Annotated in this window: 24 protein-coding genes; 16 read left to right on the top strand and 8 right to left on the bottom strand. The window is 73.3% G+C overall.

Going from position 1 to position 23,234, the window contains the following annotated elements:
• Positions 1-260: 260 nt before the first annotated feature.
• Positions 261-434, top strand: a complete 174-nt coding sequence (locus CG747_RS46940) for a hypothetical protein (protein WP_308303812.1) — start codon at positions 261-263, stop codon at positions 432-434.
• A 187-nt stretch (positions 435-621) separates the two neighbouring features.
• Positions 622-1,191 (top strand): TetR/AcrR family transcriptional regulator, encoded by a 570-nt coding sequence (locus CG747_RS30380; RefSeq protein ID WP_100605046.1) that lies wholly within the window; start codon positions 622-624, stop codon positions 1,189-1,191.
• Positions 1,192-1,383: 192 nt separating this feature from the next.
• Here CG747_RS30380 and CG747_RS30375 read toward each other — a convergent pair whose 3' ends face one another.
• Together CG747_RS30375 and CG747_RS30370 are read right to left on the bottom strand one after the other, a co-directional pair.
• Positions 1,384-2,358: a DeoR/GlpR family DNA-binding transcription regulator gene (locus CG747_RS30375; RefSeq protein ID WP_100605045.1), complete on the bottom strand. Its 975-nt coding sequence runs from the start codon at positions 2,356-2,358 to the stop codon at positions 1,384-1,386.
• A 281-nt stretch (positions 2,359-2,639) separates the two neighbouring features.
• Positions 2,640-4,085 (bottom strand): NAD(P)H-quinone dehydrogenase, encoded by a 1,446-nt coding sequence (locus CG747_RS30370; protein ID WP_100605044.1) that lies wholly within the window; start codon positions 4,083-4,085, stop codon positions 2,640-2,642.
• 140 nt (positions 4,086-4,225) lie between these two features.
• On the opposite strand from CG747_RS30370, the gene CG747_RS30365 reads away from it, so the two are divergent.
• The 3 genes from CG747_RS30365 (at position 4,226) to CG747_RS30355 (ending at position 7,384) form a co-directional block, all read left to right on the top strand.
• Entirely contained in the window at positions 4,226-4,663 is a 438-nt protein-coding gene (locus CG747_RS30365) for a gamma-glutamylcyclotransferase (protein WP_100605043.1), read from the top strand.
• 127 nt (positions 4,664-4,790) lie between these two features.
• Positions 4,791-5,606 carry a purine-nucleoside phosphorylase gene (locus tag CG747_RS30360; RefSeq protein ID WP_100605042.1) on the top strand — a complete coding sequence of 272 codons (816 nt, stop codon included), beginning with the start codon at positions 4,791-4,793 and terminating at the stop codon, positions 5,604-5,606.
• A gap of 92 nt (positions 5,607-5,698) precedes the next feature.
• Positions 5,699-7,384 (top strand): phospho-sugar mutase, encoded by a 1,686-nt coding sequence (locus tag CG747_RS30355; protein WP_100605041.1) that lies wholly within the window; start codon positions 5,699-5,701, stop codon positions 7,382-7,384.
• Positions 7,385-7,499: 115 nt separating this feature from the next.
• On the opposite strand, the gene CG747_RS30350 is transcribed toward CG747_RS30355, so the two are convergent.
• Both CG747_RS30350 and CG747_RS30345 read right to left on the bottom strand, forming a co-directional pair.
• Positions 7,500-8,129, bottom strand: a complete 630-nt coding sequence (locus tag CG747_RS30350) for a PH domain-containing protein (protein WP_100605040.1) — start codon at positions 8,127-8,129, stop codon at positions 7,500-7,502.
• Positions 8,130-8,242: 113 nt separating this feature from the next.
• Entirely contained in the window at positions 8,243-8,968 is a 726-nt protein-coding gene (locus CG747_RS30345) for a TetR/AcrR family transcriptional regulator (RefSeq protein WP_100605039.1), read from the bottom strand.
• Between the two features lie 147 nt (positions 8,969-9,115).
• On the opposite strand from CG747_RS30345, the gene CG747_RS30340 reads away from it, so the two are divergent.
• The 4 genes from CG747_RS30340 to CG747_RS30325 all read left to right on the top strand — a co-directional run bounded on the left by CG747_RS30340 (position 9,116) and on the right by CG747_RS30325 (position 14,070).
• A complete protein-coding gene (locus CG747_RS30340) occupies positions 9,116-10,570 on the top strand; it encodes a serine hydrolase (RefSeq protein ID WP_100605038.1) in 1,455 nt (484 codons plus the stop codon).
• Between the two features lie 218 nt (positions 10,571-10,788).
• A complete protein-coding gene (deoC, locus tag CG747_RS30335; protein WP_180985766.1) occupies positions 10,789-11,784 on the top strand; it encodes a deoxyribose-phosphate aldolase in 996 nt (331 codons plus the stop codon).
• A gap of 2 nt (positions 11,785-11,786) precedes the next feature.
• Entirely contained in the window at positions 11,787-13,217 is a 1,431-nt protein-coding gene (locus tag CG747_RS30330; RefSeq protein WP_100605037.1) for an aldehyde dehydrogenase family protein, read from the top strand.
• Positions 13,210-14,070 (top strand): aldehyde dehydrogenase family protein, encoded by an 861-nt coding sequence (locus CG747_RS30325; protein ID WP_100605036.1) that lies wholly within the window; start codon positions 13,210-13,212, stop codon positions 14,068-14,070. The genes CG747_RS30330 and CG747_RS30325 overlap by 8 nt, the downstream gene beginning before the upstream one ends.
• A 118-nt stretch (positions 14,071-14,188) precedes the next feature.
• Here the strand turns inward: CG747_RS30325 and CG747_RS30320 are convergent, their stop codons facing one another.
• Positions 14,189-14,617 carry a hypothetical protein gene (locus CG747_RS30320; protein ID WP_100605035.1) on the bottom strand — a complete coding sequence of 143 codons (429 nt, stop codon included), beginning with the start codon at positions 14,615-14,617 and terminating at the stop codon, positions 14,189-14,191.
• Positions 14,618-14,797: 180 nt separating this feature from the next.
• Between CG747_RS30320 and CG747_RS30315 the strand changes: the two genes are divergently transcribed.
• Complete coding sequence (locus tag CG747_RS30315; RefSeq protein ID WP_100605034.1) at positions 14,798-15,442, top strand: uridine kinase; 645 nt, start codon at positions 14,798-14,800, stop codon at positions 15,440-15,442.
• A gap of 164 nt (positions 15,443-15,606) precedes the next feature.
• Here the strand turns inward: CG747_RS30315 and CG747_RS30310 are convergent, their stop codons facing one another.
• Positions 15,607-16,425 (bottom strand): SigE family RNA polymerase sigma factor, encoded by an 819-nt coding sequence (locus CG747_RS30310; protein ID WP_100605033.1) that lies wholly within the window; start codon positions 16,423-16,425, stop codon positions 15,607-15,609.
• Between the two features lie 259 nt (positions 16,426-16,684).
• Between CG747_RS30310 and afsQ1 the strand changes: the two genes are divergently transcribed.
• From afsQ1 to CG747_RS30285, 5 genes are all read left to right on the top strand, one after another.
• A complete protein-coding gene (afsQ1, locus tag CG747_RS30305; protein WP_180985761.1) occupies positions 16,685-17,362 on the top strand; it encodes a two-component system response regulator AfsQ1 in 678 nt (225 codons plus the stop codon).
• Between the two features lie 113 nt (positions 17,363-17,475).
• Positions 17,476-19,104 (top strand): HAMP domain-containing sensor histidine kinase, encoded by a 1,629-nt coding sequence (locus CG747_RS30300; RefSeq protein ID WP_308303813.1) that lies wholly within the window; start codon positions 17,476-17,478, stop codon positions 19,102-19,104.
• Positions 19,101-19,733, top strand: coding sequence for a hypothetical protein (locus tag CG747_RS30295; protein ID WP_100605030.1), 633 nt, complete (start codon positions 19,101-19,103; stop codon positions 19,731-19,733). Before CG747_RS30300 ends, CG747_RS30295 begins: the two co-directional genes overlap by 4 nt.
• 67 nt (positions 19,734-19,800) lie before the next feature.
• Positions 19,801-20,352 (top strand): VanZ family protein, encoded by a 552-nt coding sequence (locus CG747_RS30290; protein ID WP_180985760.1) that lies wholly within the window; start codon positions 19,801-19,803, stop codon positions 20,350-20,352.
• A gap of 46 nt (positions 20,353-20,398) precedes the next feature.
• On the top strand, positions 20,399-20,608 hold the full coding sequence (locus CG747_RS30285; protein ID WP_100605028.1) for a PspC domain-containing protein: 210 nt from the start codon (positions 20,399-20,401) through the stop codon (positions 20,606-20,608).
• Positions 20,609-20,711: 103 nt separating this feature from the next.
• On the opposite strand, the gene CG747_RS30280 is transcribed toward CG747_RS30285, so the two are convergent.
• Together CG747_RS30280 and CG747_RS30275 are read right to left on the bottom strand one after the other, a co-directional pair.
• A complete protein-coding gene (locus tag CG747_RS30280; protein ID WP_100605027.1) occupies positions 20,712-20,996 on the bottom strand; it encodes a hypothetical protein in 285 nt (94 codons plus the stop codon).
• 141 nt (positions 20,997-21,137) lie between these two features.
• Positions 21,138-22,331 (bottom strand): adenosine deaminase, encoded by a 1,194-nt coding sequence (locus CG747_RS30275; RefSeq protein ID WP_100605026.1) that lies wholly within the window; start codon positions 22,329-22,331, stop codon positions 21,138-21,140.
• A 103-nt stretch (positions 22,332-22,434) separates the two neighbouring features.
• On the opposite strand from CG747_RS30275, the gene CG747_RS30270 reads away from it, so the two are divergent.
• On the top strand, positions 22,435-23,202 hold the full coding sequence (locus CG747_RS30270) for an alpha/beta hydrolase (protein ID WP_100605025.1): 768 nt from the start codon (positions 22,435-22,437) through the stop codon (positions 23,200-23,202).
• Positions 23,203-23,234: the final 32 nt, after the last annotated feature.

Below are 23,234 nucleotides of genomic sequence, written 5' to 3'. Positions count from 1 at the left end.
AGACTTCCTGGACGGCCCCCGGACGTCCCCGGAAGACCTCTTTGCGCCTGGTTTGATGACCCTTGGACGGGTGGCGTTGCCGCCTTTCCGAGGTGTTCGCCACCCCGCCGGACGCGGTACCCCGAGGCGTCACCGACCGGCCGCCGCCCGTCCACCTCCGACGCCGGCCGGCACCATGAACTTCACCGCGGCGCCCCCTTCCACGCCGTCTCGCTCGCCTACGTGGAGGCTGCGTCTGCCTGCGCCCCAAGCCGTGGGACGTGGCCGCCGGCACGGCCCTCGTCCGGGACCGGGGCCTGGCGGTCCTGGGTGCGGACGGCCGCGACTTCGCCTTCGGCTCCCCGCTGCTGGTGGCGGGCGACCCGGCGCTGGCACAACGCGTGCTCGACATGGTGGGACGGCGCGTCCACCGGGGCGGAGAGCGCCCCCGGTAGATCCTGGCGCACCGCACCGGGACGCCCCCTGACCGGGCAATGGCATCCTGGAGCCACCGGCCGCAACCGGCCGGTGTGAGGAAGGACGGCGATGGCGACCGAGACGGCAGGGCAGCGACGGGCGGAGCGGGCCGCGGCGGCGCCCGCACCGGCGGGGGCGCCCGTGGGAACGCCCGCGGCACGCCCCATGCGGGCCGACGCCCGTCGGAATTACGAGCGGCTGCTGACCGAGGCGCGGACGGCCTTCACGGAGCACGGCACGGACACCTCGCTGGAGGACATCGCGCGGCGGGCCGGCGTCGGCATCGGCACCCTCTACCGGCACTTCCCCAACCGCACCGCCCTGATGGGCGCGGTCTTCCAGGGTGAGGTGCACGCGCTGGTCGGCTACGCACGGGAGTTGGCCGACGCGCCGCAGCCGTGCACCGCGCTGGTCGACTGGCTGCGTGCGCTGATCACGCACGCCAGCACCTACCGGGGCCTGTCGCGCGCCCTGATGACCGCGTCGGCGGACGAGAGTTCGGGGATGGCGCGGTGCAGTGTGCCGCTGGGCGAGGCCGGCGCCGCGCTGCTGGCCCGGGCCCAGCAGGCCGGGGCGGTGCGCCGGGGCGTCGTCATCGGCGATCTGCTCCAGCTCACCAACGGCATCGCGCTGGCCGCCGAGGAGTCCCCGGACGATCCGGAGCTGGCCGACCGCCTGCTGACGCTGACCCTGCGCGGGCTGAAGGCGGGCGCGCCGGACCCGGCGGGGGCGTAGCTCCGGCGCAGGCGTAGCTCCGGCGGGCCGATGCGGGCCCCGGCGTCCGAGGCGGACGATCGGCCCGCTCGTCCGGGACGGACGGCGCCGGCCCCCGTGCCCGGGGGCGGCAGGCCACCGGCCCGGTGTCCGGGGCGGGCGGCACCGGGCCGGACTCTCCGGCCCGCCCGACGCCCGCTCTCCCGTCCCGGCTCAGCGCCGCCGGGGTGCCAGGTCGGCCACCCTGCCGTCGCCGAGTCCGCCCGCCGAGCGCAGTTGCGGCGCCCCGGGCGCGGCGCCCGGGTGGCTGCGTCGCTGGCCCGGCAGCGGCACGTCCCGCCGTGGGCCCCGGCGCTCCGGCGGAGCGGCGTCCAGGCCCGGCTGGGCCGGTGGCTGCCCGGGGAGGGAGTTGCCGGCGACGGCGATCTGGACGCCCTGGTCGGCCAGCGCCTGGAGTTCCGTGGCGGCCCGGTCGTCGTGGGCGGGCGGCTCGTCCGTCACGAGTCGGGTGATGACGTCCGTCGGCACGGTCTGGAACATGGTGTCGGAGCCGAGCTTGGTGTGGTCGGCGAGCACCACCACCTCCCCCGCCGCCTGCACCAGTGCGCGGTCGACGCTGGCGGAGAGCATGTTGGAGGTGGACAGTCCGCGCTCGGCGGTCAGGCCGCTGCCCGACAGGAAGGCGCGGGAGACCCGCAGTCCCTGGAGCGACTGCTCGGCACCGCTGCCGACCAGCGCGTAGTTGGAACCGCGCAGGGTCCCGCCGGTCATCACCACCTCGACGCGGTTGGCGTGGGCCAGCGCCTGGGCGACCAGCAGGGAGTTGGTGACGACGGTCAGGCCGGGGACCCTGGCGAGCCGGCGGGCCAGCTCCTGGGTGGTGGTCCCGGCGCCGACGACGATGGCCTCGCCCTCCTCGACGAAGCCGGCGGCGAGGTCGGCGATGGCCGTCTTCTCCGCGGTGGCGAGGTGGGACTTCTGCGGGAAGCCGGACTCGCGGGTGAAACCTCCCGGTAGGACCGCACCGCCGTGCCGGCGGTCGAGCAGTCCCTCTGCCTCCAGCGCCCGCACGTCGCGCCGTACGGTCACTTCGGAGGTCTGGACGACACGGGCGAGCTCACGGAGCGACACCGCTCCGTTCGCACGCACCATTTCTAGGATCAATTGGCGACGTTCTGCAGCGAACACGAAACTGACAGTAACGCCAACGACCGTCTGTTTTCAGCAGGTTGCACCAATTAGCGGAAGTTGTTCACACGGCGTCGGTTCTCGTGGTATGCGGCATGCACATGCCCCCATCACCGTCACCGTGCGTGCCCAAATCCGCTCGGTGCCTGGTCAGTTGCGCTCTTCGGCGACACGCCGCCGACCCGTGGAACGGGGCGCCGGCCCCGACCGTGCAGGACCGTTTCACCCCAAGTGCCCATCGTGGGCACAAATATTCCATGGGCCCGCTTACGGGGCGCCGGTCAGTCGCCGGCCGCCTTGCGGGTGTGCAGCTGCCGGGCGACCTCGGCGATCGAGCCGGACAGCGACGGGTAGACGGTGAAGGCGCTGGCGATCTGTTCGACCGTCAGGTTGTTGTCGACCGCGATCGAGATCGGGTGGATCAGCTCGCTGGCCCGCGGCGAGACCACCACACCGCCGACGACGATGCCGGTGCCGGGGCGGCAGAACAGCTTCACGAAGCCGTCGCGGATGCCCTGCATCTTGGCGCGCGGGTTGCGCAGCAGCGGGAGCTTGACCGCCCGGGCGTCGATCACGCCGTTGTCGACGTCGGCCTGGGAGTAGCCGACGGTGGCGATCTCGGGGTCGGTGAAGACGTTGGCGGAGACCGTCTTGAGGTTGAGCGGCGTGACCGCGTCGCCGAGGAAGTGGTACATCGCGATCCGGCCCTGCATGGCGGCGACCGACGCCAGCGCGAACACGCCGGTGCAGTCGCCGGCCGCGTAGACGCCGGGGGCGGTGGTGCGGGAGACCTTGTCGGTCCAGATGTGGCCGGAGTCCTTGAGCCTGACCCCGGCGCCCTCCAGGCCGATCCCCTCGGTGTTCGGGATGGAGCCGACCGCCATCAGGCAGTGCGTGCCGGAGATGGTCCGGCCGTCGGCGAGGGTGACCTCGACCCGGTCGCCCACCCGCTTGGCGGACTGCGCCCGGGACCGCGCCATGACGTTCATCCCGCGGCGCCGGAAGACGTCCTCCAGCACGGCCGCCGCGTCCGGGTCCTCGCCCGGCAGCACCCGGTCGCGCGAGGAGACCAGGGTGACCCGGGAGCCCAGCGCCTGGTACGCGCCGGCGAACTCGGCACCGGTGACACCGGAACCGACGACGATGAGCTCCTCGGGGAGTTCGGTGAGGTCGTAGACCTGCGTCCAGTTGAGGATCCGCTCGCCGTCCGGCTTGGCGTCCGGGATCTCGCGCGGGTGGGCACCGGTGGCGATCAGCACGGCGTCGGCGATCAGGCCCTCGGTCGAGCCGTCGGCGGCGGTGACGGTGACCTTGCGCGAGCCGTCCGGCGCCTGGCCCGGCTCCAGTCGGCCGCGGCCGCGCATCACCCGGCCGCCGGCGCGGGTGACCGAGGCGGTGATGTCGTGGGACTGGGCCAGCGCCAGCCGCTTGACGCGTCGGTTGACCTTGCCGAGGTCGACCCCGACGACCCGCGCGGGACGCTCGTTGTAGGGGGTGTCGTCCTCGACGATGATGCCGAGCTCTTCGTAGGAGGAATCGAAGGTCGTCATCACCTCGGCCGTGGCGATGAGGGTCTTCGACGGGACGCAGTCGGTCAGCACCGACGCTCCACCCAGACCGTCGCAGTCGACGACGGTCACCTCCGCGCCGAGCGAGGCGCCCACCAGGGCCGCTTCGTATCCGCCGGGTCCGCCACCGATGATCACGATCCGAGTCACGTACTCCATTCTCCCGCACGCCCGACCGTGGCTCTCCCCCGGGGGCGCGGAGACCACCGGGCGGGCGCCGGGCGTGTGCTCTTGCCAGCCGGTTGTACGAATCTCCGGTACCACGAGCCCAACGGGGAACCTCCCGTACCCTCGGAAGCATGTCGCTCTACGCCGCGTACGCCGGCAACCTCGACGCGCGGCTGATGTCCCGCCGCGCACCGCACTCACCGCTGCGCGGCACCGGCTGGCTGAACGGCTGGCGGCTCACGTTCGGCGGCGAGCAGATGGGGTGGGAGGGCGCCCTGGCGACGGTCGTCGAGGACCCCGGCTCCCAGCTCTTCGTCGCGCTCTACGACATCGCCCCCATGGACGAGGAGTCCATGGACCGCTGGGAGGGCGTCGGCCTCGACATCTACCGGCGGATGCGGGTCCGGGTGCACACCCTCGACGGCGACGAGACCGCCTGGATCTACGTCCTCAACGGCTACGAGGGCGGCCTCCCCTCGGCCCGCTACCTGGGCGAGATCGCCGACGCGGCCGAGTCCGCCGGCGCCCCGCACGACTACGTGATGGAGATCCGCAAGCGCCCCTGCTGACCGGAGCGCCCCGCCCGGCCCGCCGCCGCACCCGGGCACCCTTTGGCGGAAGCCACAAATCGGCACCCGCAGGCCCGTGGGCAGTGACATCTACGCGCGTAGGGCATTACCGGCTACCCTCGTCCGCGTGAACGCATCTGTTACCCCGGACATCGACCCGAAGGGCGCTGCGGACGCCGCGGCCGCCCGCCTGCGCGAGCTCACCGGCGCCGAGAACCACGACGTCGCCCTGGTCATGGGCTCCGGCTGGGCTCCGGCCGCCGAGGCCCTGGGCGCCCCCGAGCACGAGTTCCCGGTCACCGAGCTGCCCGGCTTCCCGGCGCCGGCCGTCGCCGGCCACGGCGGCACGGTCCGCTCGTACCGGATCGGCGAGAAGCGCGCCCTGGTCTTCCTCGGCCGCACCCACTACTACGAGGGCCGCGGCGTCGCCGCGGTCGCGCACGGCGTCCGCACCGCCGTCGCCGCCGGCTGCAAGACCGTGGTGCTCACCAACGGCTGCGGCGGCCTGCGCGACGGCATGCGCCCCGGCCAGCCGGTCCTCATCGGCGACCACCTCAACCTCACCGCCACCTCCCCGATCGTCGGCGCCAACTTCGTCGACCTGACCGACCTGTACTCGCCGCGGCTGCGCGCGCTGTGCAAGGAGGTCGACGCGAGCCTCGAGGAGGGCGTCTACGCCCAGCTCCCCGGCCCGCACTACGAGACCCCGGCCGAGATCCGGATGCTCCGGACCATGGGCGCCGACCTGGTCGGCATGTCCACCGTCCTGGAGGCGATCGCCGCCCGCGAGGCCGGCGCCGAGGTGCTCGGCCTCTCGCTGGTGACCAACCTCGCCGCCGGCATGACGGGCGAGCCGCTGAACCACGAGGAGGTGCTCCAGGCGGGCCGCGACTCGGCGACCCGGATGGGCGCGCTCCTCGGCCAGGTCCTCAGCAAGATCTAGCCGGAAACGGCCCCGGGCGGGCCGGGCCGCCGTACCGGACGGCCCGGCCCGTTGCGCATCCCCCACATCGCATCCACAGGCAGGAGCATCACGTGGCTACCGTTCCCGCGGAGCTGATCAGCCGGGCACAGGCGTGGCTGGCCGAGGACCCCGACCCGGACACCCGGGACGAGCTGGCCGGGCTCATCGAGACGGGCCGGCACGACGAGCTGGCGGTGCGGTTCGCCGGCACCCTCCAGTTCGGCACCGCCGGACTGCGCGGCGAGCTGGGCGCCGGCCCGATGCGGATGAACCGCTCGGTGGTCATCCGGGCCGCGGCCGGGCTCGCCGCGTACCTCAAGGACAGCGGGCAGGGTGGGGGAGGCCTGGTGGTCGTCGGCTACGACGCCCGCTACAAGAGCGCCGACTTCGCGCGGGACACCGCGGCGGTCATGGTCGGTGCGGGGCTGCGCGCCGCGCTCCTGCCCCGGCCCCTGCCGACCCCCGTCCTCGCCTTCGCCATCCGGCACCTGGGCGCGGTGGCCGGCGTCGAGGTGACCGCCAGCCACAACCCGCCGCGGGACAACGGCTACAAGGTCTACCTGGGCGACGGCTCGCAGATCGTGCCGCCCGCGGACGGCGAGATCGCCGACCGGATCGCCGCGGTCCGGTCGCTGGCCGACGTGCCCCGCCCCGAGGCCGGCTGGGAAACCCTGGACGACACCGTCCTCGCCGCCTACCTGGAGCGCACCGACGCGGTGCTGACCCCCGGGTCCGCCCGGGACGTGGGCGTGGTCTACACGCCGATGCACGGCGTCGGCCGGGACACCCTCGTCGCCGCCTTCGAGCGGGCCGGCTTCCCGGCCCCGACGGTGGTGCCCGAACAGGCCGAGCCGGACCCGGACTTCCCGACGGTCGCCTTCCCCAACCCGGAGGAGCCGGGCGCGATGGACCTCGCGTTCGCCACCGCCCGGGCCCAGACCCCCGGCAGCGTCGACCTCGTCGTCGCCAACGACCCGGACGCGGACCGCTGCGCCGTCGCCGTCCCGGCCCCCGGCACGCCCGAGGGCTGGCGGATGCTGCGCGGCGACGAGGTCGGCGCGCTGCTCGCCGCGCACCTGGTGCGCAAGGGCGCCGCCGGGACGTTCGCGACGACGATCGTCTCCTCCCAGCTGATGTCCCGCATCGCGGCCGGCGCCAAGCTGCCCTACGAGGAGACGCTGACCGGCTTCAAGTGGCTGGCCCGCGTCGACGGCCTGCGCTACGCCTACGAGGAGGCGCTGGGCTACTGCGTCGACCCCGAGGGCGTCCGCGACAAGGACGGCATCACCGCCGCACTGCTGATCACCGAGCTGGCCGCCGAGCTGAAGCAGGAAGGCCGCGGCCTGGCGGACCTCCTCGACGACCTGGCCGTGGAGTTCGGACTGCACGCCACCGACCAGCTCTCGGTGCGGGTCGAGGACCTGTCGCTGATCGCCGACGCGATGCGCAGGCTGCGCGCCCAGCCGCCGACGGCCCTCGCGGGCCTGACGGTCACCCGGGCGGACGATCTGAACGCGGGCAGCGCCGCCCTCCCGCCGACCGACGGGCTGCGCTACTACCTCGCGGGCGCGCCGGAGGACGGCATCGAGGCGGCCCGGGTCGTGGTCCGGCCCAGCGGCACCGAGCCCAAGCTCAAGTGCTACCTGGAGGTCGTGGTGCCGGTGGCCGACCGGGACGGGCTGCCGGGCGCGCGGGCCAAGGCGGCGGCGACCCTCGCGGCGATCAAGAAGGACCTGTCGGTGGCGGCCGGGATCTGACGCGGCACCAGGACATGGCGGCGGGGGCCGGGCTCGTGCGAGCCCGGCCCCCGTTCGCCGTTCGCCGTTCCGACGGCCCGCCTGGGTGCCGGCGCCGGAAGGGCGGCGGCGCGCCCTACAGCGCCAGCATCACCGCCAGCCCCACCGCCCCCACCAGGCTCGGTGCGAGGATCTCGTAGGACCAGCGGACCCGCGGCTCGCCCTGGGCGGTCTCCCGGTGGGCCGCCCGCTCCTTGATCTCGCGCAGTTCGGCGAGGGTCTGGTCGGCCATCGCCCTGGGGACCGGTCCGGCGTCCGCGTTGAGGCCGAAGCGGGGCCGGTCGGCGCGCGGCCCGCGGGCGGCCTGCCGGGCCACCTTCTTCCGCTGGCGGAGGGAGACCGGGATGGCCCAGAGCTGGTACTTGGTACCGCCGCCGGCGAACACCTCGGCGGAGAAGGTCGCGCGCAGTTCCTCGACGGCGGCCCAGGGCAGCGTGATGGTGCGGAACGGGTTGCGCACCACCAGCCGGTCCTCGTTCGCCCGGACCAGCGGCCGCAGCGAGAAGGCGGCGACCAGCGGCACCCCGAGCAGCAGCGCGAAGAGCGCGGTGAGCTTGGTGTGGGCGGTGCCGCGCAGCACGGCATCGGCGCCGAGCCACAGGCCGAGCAGGATGAGCAGCGCGCCGCCGACCAGGGCCGCCGGCGAGCGGTAGCTGCGTTCCGCGTACTGCGGAGGGGGCGAGGTGGACGTTTCCGGGCGCGTCATGCCGCCGATTCTGCCCGACCGTCCGGATGCCGGACACGGAGTGGATATTGCGTTACGGCATCGATGTCCGGCCGGTCCGGCCCCGGTCCGCGGGGCGGGCGCCGGGTCCCGCCCTAGGGCGCGAGTCGGGCCGCCAGGCCGTCGAGGACCCGGTCGAGCCCGTACGCGAAGTTGTCGTCGCGGATCCGCCGCGGATGCACGTCCTGCCGGGCGGAGCTTCCCGCGCGCAGCCGGGGGTGCTCCCGCGTGGCCTCGTCGAAGGCCGGTCGCAGGCCCGCCACCCACTCCTGCTCGGTCCGGCCGCTGCGGGCGATCAGCGAGAGGTACGCGGCCTCCGCGGTCGCGATCCCGATGACGTACGCCATGAGTGTGGCCATGGCCTGGTCCGTCTCGTCCGCGGGGAAGCCCGCCGCCTCGAACTGCGCGAGCAGCGCCGACGACATCCGCATGGCGTTCGGGCCGATGTGGACGAGGCCGACCTGGCCCAGTTCGGGGGCGATCCACGGGTGGCGCAGGGTCATCGCCCGCAGCTCGGTGGCGGTGTGGCCGACGGCCGCCCGCCACCCGGTCCGGTCGCCGACGGCCGGTACGTCCGGTTCGCCGTAGACGTCGTCCACGACCAGCTCGATCAGCTCGTCCTTGTTGGCCACGTGCCGGTACAGGGAGGTGGCGGCCGTGCCCAGGCGGGTGCCGAGCTTCCGCATGCTGAGCTCCTCGACGCCCTCCGCGTCCAGCAGGCGGATCGCCTCGGCGACGATCTGCTCGCGGGTCAGGTGTTCCCGCTGCCGGGGGCGCGGCCGGGTCCACACCGAGGTGGTCGGCTTCTCGTCGTTCGGCATGCGGCCCTCGTCCCTGTTCGTCCCGCGTCGTCCCACGTCCGTCGCCCCTCACGTTAGCGCACGCCGTACGCACCTTGCGTACAGCGTTACGTCAGGCGTACAGTGTTCGCATCGAGAGAACGATGTACGCATCGAAGGGGAGTCGACATGCCGAAGAACGTGAGCTGGGACGCGCAGGGCAGCTGGAAAGCCGAGGGCGACTGGGGGACCCGGGACTCGGCGGGCAGGAAGCTGGACCTCGCCCACTGGCAGAACCGCCTCGACGCGCTGCGCGCCGAGCACCACGTTCCGGCCGCCTCCCTCGCGATCCTCGTGGACGGGACCGTCCACGAGCTGGCCGGCGGCGTGCTCCACCGCGGCACGGGCGTCACGGCGACGACCGACTCGGTCTTCCAGATGGGCTCGATCGCCAAGGTCTACACCGCCACCCTGATCATGCGGCTGGCCGATGCGGGCCGACTGGACCTGGACGCGCCCGTCGTGGACGTGCTGCCGGAGTTCTCGCTCGCCGACCCCGAGGCGGCCAGGGCCATCACCACGCGCCAACTGCTCAGCCACACAAGCGGCCTCACCTGCGACTTCACCTACGACAGCGGGCGCGGCGACGACTGCCTCGCCAAGTACGTCGAGGCCGCCAGGGACGTGGCGCTCGACTGCCCGCCCGGCACCGCGATCTCCTACAGCGGCATCGGGTACAACGTGCTCGGCCGGATCATCGAGGTGATCACCGGCAAGGTCTGGGACGAGGCCCTCAAGGACCTGCTCCTCACCCCGCTCGGCCTCACGCACACGATGACGCTGCCCGAGGAGGCGCTGCGGTTCCGCGCGGCGATGGGGCACCTGGGCGAGGCGGGCCAGGACCCGGACCCGGCACCGTCCTGGGACCTGATGCCGCGCTCGGCGGGCCCCTACGGCAGGGTCCTCGCCACGGCCGGGGACGTCGCGCGGCTCGCGCAGATGCACCTGGACGGCGGTGTGGCGCAGGACGGCACGCGCGTGCTCTCCGAGGAGGCGGTCGCACTGATGCAGCGGCGCGTGGTCGACTCCCCCGACAAGTGGACCGTCAGCGCGGACGGTTGGGGCCTCGGCTGGACCCTGTACGACTGGAACGGCGTCCAGGGATACGGGCACGACGGCGCCTCGATCGGGCAGTACGGCTATCTGCGCGTGGTGCCGTCGGCGGGCGTCGCGGTCGCGCTGCTCACCAACGGCGGCGGGGCGCGCGAGCTGTACGCGGCGCTCTACCGGGAGCTCCTCGCCGAGTTGGCCGGGGTGACGATGCCGGAGCCGTTCGCCCCGCCGGCCCAGCCGCCCGTGGTCGACTTCGCGCCGTTCGTCGGCACGTACCGGCGCGAGGGCGTGGTCATCACCGTGACCGAGCGGGACGGCGCGGGCCACGCGGTGTACGAGTTCGTCGACGGCATGAAGGACTTCTCCGAGCCGCTGGAAATAGACCTTGTCCCGGTGACGGAGACGGTCTTCGCGGGTACCGGGGTGGGCGCGGCGTTCAGCGAGGACTACATGCCGGTGGTCTTCTCCACGCTGGTGGACGGCACGGCCTGCGTCTACATCGGCATGCGCTGCGGCCCCAAGGTCGCGTAGCGCCGAGGCGACACCGCGGCGGACTCCCCCACCGGCCCGATGCGTGATCCCGGGCCGGGACCTGCCATCCTTCAGGGCGGCGGGGCCCGCCGCGGTGTCGCCACGGCCGCCGCGGTCGGCGTCCTCCCCTTCCGCGCACCGCCCCCCTCGGAGGCAAGAGCGGCGGGATCCGGGGGGTGACAGGAAGCTACGCGCGTAGATATGCTCCCCTCGTGACCATGCCCACCACTGTTCCCGCATACGGCAACGAAGCCGCGGGGCGCCTGGCGTCGATGGCGGACGTGACCGCCTCGGACGGAGCGCTGCGCCGCTTCCTGCACGGACTCCCCGGCGTCGACGCGGTAGGGCTCCAGGCCCGCGCCGCCACGCTCGGCACCCGCTCGATCAAGACCACGGCGAAGGCGTACGCCATCGACCTGGCCATCTCGATGATCGACCTGACGACACTCGAAGGCGCGGACACCCCCGGCAAGGTCCGGGCACTGTGCGCCAAGGGCGTCCACCCCGATCCCACGGACCGCACCGCTCCCAAGGTCGCCGCGATCTGCGTCTACCCGGACATGGTCGCCACCGCCAAGGAGGCGCTCGGCGACTCCGGCATCCACGTCGCGTCCGTCGCCACCGCCTTCCCGGCGGGCCGGGCCGCGCTGCCGGTCAAGCTGGCCGACACCCGGGACGCGGTGGCCGCCGGCGCCGACGAGATCGACATGGTGATCGACCGGGGCGCCTTCCTCTCCGGCCGCTACCTCGACGTCTTCGAGGAGATCAAGGCCGTGAAGGAGGCGTGCGCGCGACCCGACGGCAGCGCCGCCCACCTGAAGGTCATCTTCGAGACCGGCGAGCTCCAGACGTACGACAACGTCCGCCGGGTCTCCTGGCTCGCGATGCTGGCCGGCGCGGACTTCATCAAGACCTCGACGGGCAAGGTGGCGGTGAACGCCACTCCCCCGGTCACCCTGCTGATGCTGGAGGCCGTCCGGGACTTCCACGCGGCGACCGGCGTCCAGGTCGGCGTCAAGCCGGCCGGCGGCATCCGGACGACCAAGGACGCGATCAAGTACCTGGTGATGGTCAACGAGACGCTGGGCGACGCGTGGCTGACCGCCGACTGGTTCCGGTTCGGCGCGTCCAGCCTCCTCAACGACCTGCTGATGCAGCGTCAGAAGCTCAGCACCGGCCGCTACTCCGGCCCCGACTACGTCACGGTGGACTGACCATGACCTTTGACTACGCACCGGCGCCCGAGTCGCGTTCCGTCGTGGATCTCGCGTCCTCCTACGGGCTCTTCATCGACGGCGAGTTCACCGAGGGGACCGGCGGCGGCCTGCGCAAGACCGTCTCGCCCGCCACCGAGGAGGTGCTGGCCGAGTACACCCAGGGCACCGCCGACGACGTCGACCGCGCCGTCAGGGCGGCCCGCACGGCCTTCGAGAAGTGGTCGGCGCTGCCCGGCGCCGAGCGCGCCAAGTACCTCTTCCGGATCGCCCGGATCATCCAGGAGCGCTCGCGCGAGCTGGCCGTCCTGGAGACGCTGGACAACGGCAAGCCGATCCGCGAGGCGCGGGACGCCGATCTGCCGCTGGTGGCCGCGCACTTCTTCTACTACGCGGGCTGGGCCGACAAGCTCGACCACGCCGGCTACGGGCCGAACCCGCGCCCCCTGGGCGTGGCCGGCCAGGTCATCCCGTGGAACTTCCCGCTCCTGATGCTGGCGTGGAAGATCGCCCCGGCGCTGGCCTGCGGCAACACCGTCGTCCTCAAGCCCGCCGAGACCACCCCGCTCTCCGCCCTGTTCTTCGCGGACATCTGCCGCCAGGCCGGGCTGCCCAAGGGCGTCGTCAACATCGTCACCGGCGACGGCTCGACCGGCTCCGCCCTGGTGGCCCACCCCGGCATCGACAAGGTCGCCTTCACCGGCTCCACCGAGGTCGGCAAGGCGATCGCCCGGACGGTCGCCGGTACGGACAAGAAGCTCACCCTCGAACTGGGCGGCAAGGCGGCCAACATCGTCTTCGACGACGCGCCGATCGACCAGGCCGTCGAGGGCATCGTCAACGGCATCTTCTTCAACCAGGGCCACGTGTGCTGCGCGGGCTCCCGGCTGCTGGTCCAGGAGTCGGTCCAGGACGAGCTGCTGGACGCGCTCAAGCGGCGGATGGCCACCCTCCGGGTGGGCGACCCGCTGGACAAGAACACCGACATCGGCGCGATCAACTCCGCCGAGCAGCTGGCCCGGATCACCGAGCTGGCCGACGCGGGCGAGGCCGAGGGCGCCGAGCGCTGGTCCCCGGCCTGCGAACTTCCCGGCTCCGGCTACTGGTTCGCGCCGACGCTGTTCACCGGCGTCACCCAGGCCCACCGGATCGCCCGCGAGGAGGTGTTCGGCCCGGTGCTGTCCGTGCTGACCTTCCGCACGCCGGAGGAGGCGGTGGCCAAGGCCAACAACACGCCGTACGGCCTGTCGGCGGGCATCTGGACCGAGAAGGGTTCGCGGATGCTGTGGATGGCGGGCAAGCTGCGGGCCGGGGTCATCTGGTCCAACACGTTCAACAAGTTCGACCCGACCTCGCCGTTCGGCGGCTACAAGGAGTCGGGCTTCGGCCGCGAGGGCGGCCGGCACGGTCTGGAGGCGTACCTCAATGTCTGATCGTTTGAGCGTGCTCAAGACCTACAAGCTGTACGTCGGGGGCAAGTTCCCCCGGTCCGAGAGCGGGCGGGTGTACGAGGTGACCGACGCGAAGGGCAAGTGGCTGGCCAACGCCCCGCTGGCGTCCCGCAAGGACGCGCGGGACGCGGTGGTCGCGGCCCGCAAGGCGTTCGGCGGCTGGTCGGGCGCCACGGCGTACAACCGCGGGCAGATCCTCTACCGCGTCGCGGAGATGCTGGAGGGCCGCCGGGACCAGTTCGTCGCCGAAGTGGCGGACGCCGAGGGGCAGTCGAAGGCCAAGGCGGCGGCGCAGGTGGACGCGGCGATCGACCGCTGGGTCTGGTACGCGGGCTGGTCCGACAAGGTCGCCCAGATCGCCGGGTCGTCGAACCCGGTGGCGGGGCCGTACTTCAACCTCTCCGCCCCGGAGCCGACCGGTGTGGTGGCCGTGGTGGCGCCGCAGGAGTCGTCGTTCCTGGGCCTGGTCTCGGTGCTCGCCCCGGTGATCGTCACCGGCAACACCGCCGTGGTCGTCGCCTCGGAGCGGGCCCCGCTGCCGGCGCTGTCGCTGGCCGAGGTGCTCGCCACCTCCGACCTGCCGGGCGGGGTGGTCAACCTCCTCTCGGGCCGGACCGCGGAACTGTCCGCTCCGCTCGCCGCCCACCAGGACGTCAACGCCCTCGACCTGACCGGCGCCGACGCCGGCCTGGCGACGGAGCTGGAGACCGCGGCGGCCGACAACCTCAAGCGGGTGCTGCGCCCGCGGGCCGCGGACTGGTCCGCCGACCCGGGCACCGAACGGCTGCTGGCCTTCCTGGAGACCAAGACGGTGTGGCACCCGATGGGTGTCTGACCCGACTCCGGGACGGACGAACGGCGCGGGACCTCGCCCTGGTGGGCGGGGTCCCGCGCCGTTGCGCGGGAACGGGCCGGGGGCGCGAGGTCGGCGGCCCCGTCAGCCGGTCGGCCGGTCAGCCGGGCAGCACCCGCATCGCGGTGCCGGTCACCGGCAGGTCCCGCAGCGCGCCGCCCTTGGTCACCGGGTCCGTGACCTGCGTGGTGCTCACCGGCTTGAAGTCGGCGACCTGGGTGCCGATGCCGTTGGCCAGCGGATCGACGCCGGTGTTGGCCATCGGGTCCAGCTTGAGGTCCTTGACGGGCCCGAGGCCGCGGCCGGTGGAGTCGGTCATCGCGTGGGCCAGCGCGTGCCCCACGACGCCGTCGTCCGCCACGGGCTGCCGCGGGGGCGTGCCGCCGGCCGTACCGCCGGGAGCGGGGGCGGCCGCGCCCGCCGCCGCCGCGCCGCCCGTGAGCGCGACGCCGGCCGCGGAGATCACCAGACCGGCGCGCAGCAGACCGCGGGGGACGCGGCTGGGCTTGGGACGTGCGTGGGAGGGCATGTGAGCCACCTGCCTGTGGATCGGAGCGGAGCGGAATTGCGTTTCGCCACCGGCTGCGCGGGCGGGACACGAACCCTCCGCGTAACCGTTTGACTCCGCAGCGTAGTTGAGCGGTGGCGGGGGTTCCACCTCGCGCGCCAGGGGTACCCCCCACGGCGCAATGCCCGACAATGAGTGCCCGTGAACTCCCATTCGCCCACCCGGCCATCGTCCGCCCGCGTCCTCCTGCTGACCGGCCCCTCCGGCTCCGGAAAGACGTCCCTGGCCACCGCGACCGGTCTGCCCGTGCTCAACCTCGACGACTTCTACAAGGAGGGCACGGACCCGACGCTGCCTCAGTTGCCGGACGGCGGCGGCGCGGACTGGGACTCCCCGCTGTCCTGGGACGCGGGCGCCGCGGTCGCGGCCATCGAGGAGCTGTGCCGTACGGGGCGGACCGCGGTGCCGGTGTACGACATCGCGACCAGCGCCCGGACCGGCGCCTCGGGGCTGGCGCTCGACGGGGCGCCGCTGTTCATCGCGGAGGGCATCTTCGCCGCCGACGTCATCGACCGGTGCCGGGCGGCGGGGCTGCTGGCCGATGCGCTGTGCCTGCGCGGGCGGCCCACCACCACCTTCCGGCGGCGCCTGTCCCGGGATCTGCGCGAGGGCCGCAAACCGGCGGTGTACCTGGTGCGGCGGGGGCTGCGGCTGCTGCGCGGCGAGCGGACGATCGTGGCCCGGCACACCGCGCTCGGCGCCCACCCGTGCGCGAGACCGGAGGCGCTGGCCCGGATAGCGGCGGCGCGGACCGGGCGCCCGGTGGAGGCCGCGGCGCGGCGCTGACGGACCCCTGCCGCACGGCGGACCGGCGCACCCGGCACACCCGGCGCAAACGGAAGAGCGGGTTCGGGCAGACCCCCCGGCCACCCGAACCCGCTCGTTTCCCCCGTATCCCCCGATATCCCCCGTGTTCCCCCCGTACCCCCCTCGGGCCTTACCCCCCGTCCTCAGGCGACCAGTGCGCCGAAGGACTCCTGCTCGTCACGGCCGAAGCTGAGGACCTCGTCCTCGCGCAGCCGGCGCAGCGAGCGCCAGATGCTGGACTTCACCGTGCCGACACTGATGTTGAGGATGTCCGCGATCTCCGGGTCCGTGCGGCCCTCGTAGTAGCGCAGCACCAGCATGGTGCGCTGCGCCTCGGGCAGCCGGGCCAGCGCCTGCCACAGGACGGCGCGCAGCTCGGTGCCGCGCATGGCGTCCGCGTCGGCGGCGGTCTCGGGCAGTTCCTCGGTCGGGTACTCGTTGAGCCTGCGCCGGCGCCAGGCGCTGATGTGCAGGTTCGTCATGGTGCGGCGCAGGTAGCCGCCGAGCGCCGCCTTGTCGCTGATCCGGTCCCAGGCCCGGTAGGTCGAGAACAGTGCGCTCTGCAGCAGGTCCTCGGCCTCGTAGCGGTCACCGGTCAGGTGGTAGGCGGTGGCGTACAGGGAGGCGCGGCGCTCCTGGACGTAGGCGGTGAAGGCCGCTTCGGCCTCGGCCGCTTCCACCGCGGTGCGCCGGTCCCCCGTCTCCCTGTACTCCGCTCCCCCGTCGGCGCTCTCCTGGCCCTTGTCTCCCCCGTCGGGCCCCGTGGGCACCACCATCGCGTCGATGGCCACCATGTACGGCGGCCGCTGACGCCCGGTGCGAGCGCACCCCCGCCCGCCCCCGAGCCCTCGGCTCCGCTCGGGCAGGGAGGTGCCCCCCTCGGCACCGGACTTCTCCCGCCCGATGTCGTGGAGGCGCGTGACGACTGCGCCGGAAGTGGTGCCGTGCAGTGTGTTCTTCATCGTGCTGCCCCCCGTCGGTCGAGCCAGTTCGTTCGGTGTGCCGCCGGTCGGGATCCCACCTCGGCGGTGTTGATCTCTCCCGGCTGCCCAAAAGACTGCCAACCCAGTTTCATCGCGTTGTCCGTCGTCTGTCACAGACGTGTCACAGGGGCGATCACGGCGCGGCGTGGCTCCGCCGGGACGGCCGGTCGGGCCCGTCGGGCGCCGTCGGACGGCCATCGGTCGATCTACCGGCATCCCATGCGCCAGAATGGCGGGTGTGCCTTTCCTGTTGCTGATCGAGGACGACGACGCCATCCGCACGGCCCTCGAACTCTCGCTGTCCCGCCAGGGTCACCGTGTGATGACCGCGGCGACGGGCGAGGACGGCCTGAAGTTGCTGCGCGAGCAGCGGCCGGACCTGATCGTGCTGGACGTGATGCTGCCGGGCATCGACGGTTTCGAGGTGTGCCGGCGGATCCGGCGGACGGACCAACTGCCGATCATCCTGCTCACCGCGCGCAGCGATGACATCGACGTGGTGGTGGGACTGGAGTCCGGTGCGGACGACTACGTCGTCAAGCCCGTGCAGGGCCGGGTGCTGGACGCCCGGATCCGGGCCGTGCTGCGGCGCGGGGAGCGGGAGTCCAGCGATTCGGCGACGTTCGGCTCGCTGATGATCGACCGGTCGGCGATGACCGTCACCAAGAACGGCCAGGACCTGCAACTGACACCGACCGAGTTGCGGTTGCTGCTGGAGCTGAGCCGGCGGCCCGGGCAGGCGCTGTCCCGGCAGCAGCTGCTGCGGCTGGTCTGGGAGCACGACTACCTCGGTGACTCGCGGCTGGTGGACGCCTGTGTCCAGCGGCTGCGCGCGAAGGTGGAGGACGTCCCGTCCTCGCCGACGCTGATCCGCACCGTCCGCGGGGTCGGCTACCGACTGGACGCGCCGCAGTGACGGCAGGTACCCCGCACGGCGGCGGGTCCGGGGAGGGCGAGCAGGGGACCGGGGGCGGTGGCACGTCCGGCGGCCGGCTGGTGCTGCGGCTGCTGCGCCGGGCCGCGGGCCTGCTGCGGCTGACGAGCCTGCGGCTGCGGCTGGTCGTGGTGTTCGCGCTGGTGGCGCTGACCGCGGCGGTCTCGGCGTCCGGTATCGCGTACTGGCTCAACCGCAACACGGTCCTGGACCGGACGCAGAACGCCGCCCTGAAGGACTTCCGCAAGTCGCTGGAGGACAGCACCCACTCGCTGCCGCTGCGCCCGCGCTGCTCCGAACTCCAGGACGCGGCCCGCCAGATGGCGGCCGGCCCGCAGAACTACACGGTGCTGCTGATCGGGGTGGACAGCGCGGGCAAGGAGTGCGCGGCCACCACCGACAAGAACCTGCTGACGCTGCAGACCATCCCGCAGTCGCTGCGCAACGCCGTCGACCAGGTGCGCCCGGTCGACGAGAACAACCCGTCCCCGCACCACCTGTACTGGCAGCGCAAGGAGGTGGGCGGCGTCCCGTACCTGGTCGCCGGGGCGCAGGTGATCGGCGGCGGACCGACCGGCTACATGATGAAGTCGCTGGCCACGGAGCGGCAGGACCTGACGTCGCTGGGCTGGTCGCTGGGGATCGCCACCGCGCTGGCGCTGGTCGGCTCGGCGCTGCTGGCGCAGGCCGCCGCGACGACCGTGCTGCGGCCGGTGCAGCGGCTCGGTTACGCGGCGCGGCAGCTGGGCGAGGGGCGGCTGGACACCCGGCTGCGGGTCACCGGCACCGACGAACTGGCCGACCTGTCGCGGACCTTCAACCGCACCGCGGAACGGCTCCAGCAGCGGGTCGAGGAGCTGAGCGGCCGGGAGGCGGCGTCCCGCCGGTTCGTCGCGGACATGTCGCACGAGCTGCGGACCCCGCTGACCGCGATCACCGCGGTCACCGAGGTGCTGGAAGAGGAGGCGGACTCCCTCGACCCGATGATCGCGCCGGCCGTGCAGCTGGTGGTCAGCGAGACCCGCCGGCTGAACGACCTCGTGGAGAACCTCATGGAGGTCACCCGCTTCGACGCGGGGACGGCCCGGCTGGTGCTGGACCACGTCGACGTCGCCGACCAGGTGACCGCCTGCATCGACGCCCGGGCCTGGCTGGACGCGGTGGAACTGGACGCCGACCGCGGCACCATGGTCCGTCTGGACCCGCGGCGGCTGGACGTGATCCTGGCGAACCTGATCGGCAACGCCCTCAAGCACGGCGGTTCGCCGGTGCGGGTGTCGGTCCGTACGGAGCCGGCGGAGCCGACGGCGGCGGTACCGGCCGCGGACGGCGTGGAGCCGGCGGAGCCGGTGGCGGAGGAGAGCGCGCCCGGCGGGGACGCCGACCCGTTCGAGCGGGGTCGGGAACCCGGCGGCGGGCAGCTGGTGATCCGAGTGCGGGACCACGGTCCGGGCATCCCGGAGGAGGTGCTGCCGCACGTCTTCGACCGCTTCTACAAGGCGAGCGCGTCCCGGCCGCGGTCGGAGGGCAGCGGTCTGGGCCTGTCGATCGCGCAGGAGAACGCGCACATCCACGGCGGCGGGATCAGCGCCGCCAACCACCCCGAGGGCGGCGCGGTGTTCACCCTGCGGCTGCCGATGGACGCCCCCCGGCCGGACGACGGCGACGAGCCGGCGGACGGCGGCGAGCGGCCGAAGGGCGAGGGCCCGGAGGGCCGGCGATGACCCGGCGCGTCCGGCCCGGGACGGGGCGGTACGCCACGGCGGTGGCGGTGCTGGCGCTGGCCGCCGCGGGCTGCGGGATCCGCGGCACGTCCGTACCGGTCGACGCGGGCGGCGCCCCGTCGCGGGTGGGCTGCCACGCGCCGGGGTCCGACGCGTCCCCGGGCACGGCGGGGACGGCGCGGGTCCCGGTGTATCTGGTGTGCGGATCGGCGCTGGTCCCGGTGGAGCGGGCGGTGCAGCCGCCGCAGGGCGCCCCGGGGGCCGCGGTCCGGCTGCCGGCGGCCCGTGCGCTGCTGGCCGAGTTGCAGAGGCCGCCGACGCCCGACGAGAGCCGGGCCGGGTTCAGCACCGCGCTGCCCGCGGCGCTGCGGGTGGCGGGGCCGCGCGCCGGGGACGCGCCGGAGGCCCTGCGGCTGTCGGTCGAGCCGGCCGACCTGCCGTCGTTCGCGCTGGCGCAGCTGGTGTGCACCTACGGCAGGAGCGGCGCCCTGGGGCGTACGGGGGGCGCGCTGCTGGGCGGACCGGGCCCGGCGGCGGCGCACCGCTACGACTGCTCGCCGGACGTGCAGGCCAACCCGGCCGTCGCCCAGCACGCGGGCTGGGGCGACCCGCAGTCCGAGGAGAGCTGAGCGCTTCCGGCCAAGACGGGCGCAACGGGGCGGAACCGAGGCCCCCGCTACCGGCGTCCTGGCCTGTGTGCAGCGTCATGGCCCCGGCAACACCGTCGCCCCCCGTTTGCGCGCCACCGGGTTTCTCCTCCTTGTGGCGCATCTGCTGATCGTCGGCTGGCTGATGCTGCGTCCCCGTACCGTGCCGTGGGTGCCGGCCGCGAATCTGGAGCCGCTGGCGTCGATCCACGCCGAGCTGGTGCGGGGCGGCTGGTCGGCGGTGTGGCACCTGGGCGCGCCGGTGCTGCTGCTGGCGCCGCTGGGGGTGCTGCTGCCGTTGGCCGGCGGGCGCCTGGACGTCTCCCCCCTGGGCTCGATGGCCCGTACGGTCTTCGCCGGGGCGATGATCTCGCTGACGATCGAACTGCTACAGACCGCGGTGCCGGGCCAGGTCCCGGACGTGGACACGGTGCTGCTGAATACGCTCGGGGTCGCACTGGCGCACCTCGCGGTCGTCCCTGGGGCGCGGTCCCGGCTCCGCCGCCGGGACGAGCGGCGTCAGGGTGCGACCCCGAGAATCTCCAGGGTCGGCCTGACCCCGCAGGCTGACGTTTTCTCCGGCGGCCGGACCTACTTTTGAGGCATCGGGGCAACCGCCTCGGATCGTCGAGAAGGAGTTGCCCGTCATGGCCGCCGCACTGGTCCGTCCCGCCAACAACCGCATGATCGCCGGTGTCTGCGCCGGCCTCGCCCGCCGCTTCGGGACGTCCCCGGCGACGATGCGGGTGATCTTCCTGGTCTCCTGCCTGCTGCCCGGCCCGCAGTTCCTGGTCTACCTGGCGCTGTGGGTCCTCCTCCCCTCGGAGGACAAGGCCCGCGACGCCGCGGCCTGGTAGCCCGGCGCGCCCCGGACACGGCGACGCCCCGGCCCGTACGGGATACCGCGTACGGACCGGGGCGGTCCTGGGGAGGTGTCCCCTGGGGGACGGCAGGGCCGGATCAGCCGCCGATGGGGAGGTTCTTGGCGACCGCGCCCGCGGGGATGCCGCCGAGCAGCTGGTTGCCCTTGTTGTTCATGTGGGTCTTGACGTCGCTGCCGCCGCCCTTGGTGTTGGTCGCCCCCGCGAGGGTGCTGGTGGCGCCCTTCACCGGCAGGCTGTGCAGCACACCGTTGGTGTCGATCGAGTTGCCCGCCGGGGCGGCGGAGGCCGCGCCCGCGGCGGTGGCGGCGATGGCGGCACCGAGCGCGACGGCGCCGAGAGTCTTGACCGTTCCCTGCTTCATTGCTTTACGTCCTCGTGATGGGGGCTTGACCGGCTAGGAAACCTAGTGATTCCGCCGGCGCTGCCGCAAACACCCCCGGCGAGCAGAGAAACGCCCGGTGGACAATCCACCGGGCGTTGCGCTAGACGCTCCGCGAAGCGCTCACTCTGCGTCAGACCCGCTGCTGGGAGCGGGAGTTGTGGCGGACTGGCGGAAGAGCCATTCCGAGCGCAATTCCGCGTAACCGGGCTTGATGACGTCATTGATCATGGCCAGACGTTCATCGAAAGGAAGGAAAGCAGACTTCATACCATTGACCGTGAACCACTGGAGATCGTCGAGCGAGTAGCGGAACGTCTTGACCAGGTGCTCGAATTCCCGGGTCATGCTGGTGTCGCTCATGAGGCGGTTGTCGGTGTTGACCGTGCAGCGGAACTGCAGCCGGCGCAGCAGGCCGATGGGGTGCTCCGCGTAGGAGGCGGCGGCCCCGGTCTGGAGGTTGGAGGTCGGGCACAGCTCCAGCGGGATGCGCTTGTCCCGGACGTAGGAGGCGAGCCGGCCGAGGGTGACGGAGCCGTCGTCGGCGACCTCGATGTCGTCGATGATGCGGACGCCGTGGCCGAGCCGGTCGGCGCCGCACCACTGGAGCGCCTGCCAGATGGACGGCAGACCGAAGGCCTCACCGGCGTGGATGGTGAAGTGGTTGTTCTCCCGCTTGAGGTACTCGAAGGCGTCGAGGTGGCGGGTGGGCGGGAAGCCCGCCTCGGCGCCCGCGATGTCGAAGCCGACCACGCCCAGGTCGCGGTAGCGGTTGGCGAGTTCGGCGATCTCCAGTGCCCGGGCGGCGTGCCGCATGGCAGTCAGCAGGGCGCCGACGCGGATCCGGTGGCCGCGTTCACGGGCCCGCCGTTCGCCTTCCCGGAAGCCCTCGTTGACGATCTCGACCACCTCTTCGAGGCGGAGCCCGCTCTCCAGGTGCTGCTCCGGCGCGTAGCGGACCTCGGCGTAGACGACGCCGTCCGCCGCCAGGTCCTCGGCGCACTCGGCGGCGACCCGGAACAGCCCCTCGCGGGTCTGCATGACGGCGCAGGTGTGCGCGAAGGTCTCCAGATAGCGTTCCAGCGAACCGGAGTCGGCGGCCTCGCGGAACCAGATCCCGAGCTTCTCGGGGTCGGTCTCGGGGAGTCCGGCGATGGGGGCACCGCCCACGCCGTTCAGGCCGTGGGGGACGATCTCGCGGGCCAGGTCGACGACGGTGCCGGGGCGCAGCCCGCCGTCGAGGTGGTCGTGGAGCAGCACCTTGGGTGCGCGACGGATCTGTTCGGCGGTCGGGAGGTTGATGAGCTCGCTCGTCATTTCCGCACTGTAGACCCTACGCGCGTAGATCTCGCCGAACGATACGTAACAGTGACCCGTCCACAGGGTGGACAGGGCGCCGCGTTCTGCCATCGTTCTCGTCATGGCTCAGCAAGCACTGCCGGTGCGCGAGGCCCGGCTGGGAAAACCGCTGGGAGCGGGCGGCCCGGACCGGACGGTGAACGCCGTCGCCCTCCTCCTCCCCGGGTGCGGCCCGAACGGACTGCGCCGGCCGTCGCCGGTGCCGGCCCTGACCGTGCGCCCGCTGGCCGCCCGGCTGGCCCGGGCCGGCCGCCCCGAAGGACTGACCGCCCACGTGGTCCACTACCGCTGCCGCGGCTGGAACGGCTCCGCGGCGCACCCGGCGCAGGACGCCGCCTGGGCGCTGGAGGAGGTGGTCCGGCGCTACGGCGACGTCCCGGTCGCGCTGGTCGGCACCGGCATGGGCGCCCGCGCGGCCCTGCACGCCGCCGGCCACCCGGCCGTGCACGCCGTCCTGGCGCTCGCCCCCTGGCTGGCCGACCCGCGCCAGTACGGCACCGACCCCGACCCGGTAAAACAACTGATCGGCCGCCAGGTCCTCCTGGTGCACGGCACCAACGACGAACGCGTCGACCCCGACCTCTCCTACCGCTACGCCCAGCGCGCCAAGAAGATCAACCGCGACACCTGCCGCTTCGAGGTCCACTCCGACGGCCACTCCCTGCACCAGCACCGCTCCGAGGTGCACGCCCTCGCCACCGACTTCGTCCTCGGCTCCCTCTTCACCCACGCCTACGCCCGCCCCGTCAAGGACGCCCTGGCCGCTCCCCCGCCCCTGGGCCTCCGCATGCCCCTGGCATCGGGCTTCGGGGCCTCGCTGCGGCACTGATCGGGTGGGCGAGTCCGGTGCGGGGGCGGGGT

This window comes from Streptomyces sp. CB02959 (genome assembly GCF_002803155.1).
Classification (GTDB): Bacteria; Actinomycetota; Actinomycetes; order Streptomycetales; family Streptomycetaceae; genus Streptomyces.
The sequence above is the reverse complement of the archived record's forward strand: the minus strand, read 5'-3'. Positions and strand labels throughout refer to the sequence as shown.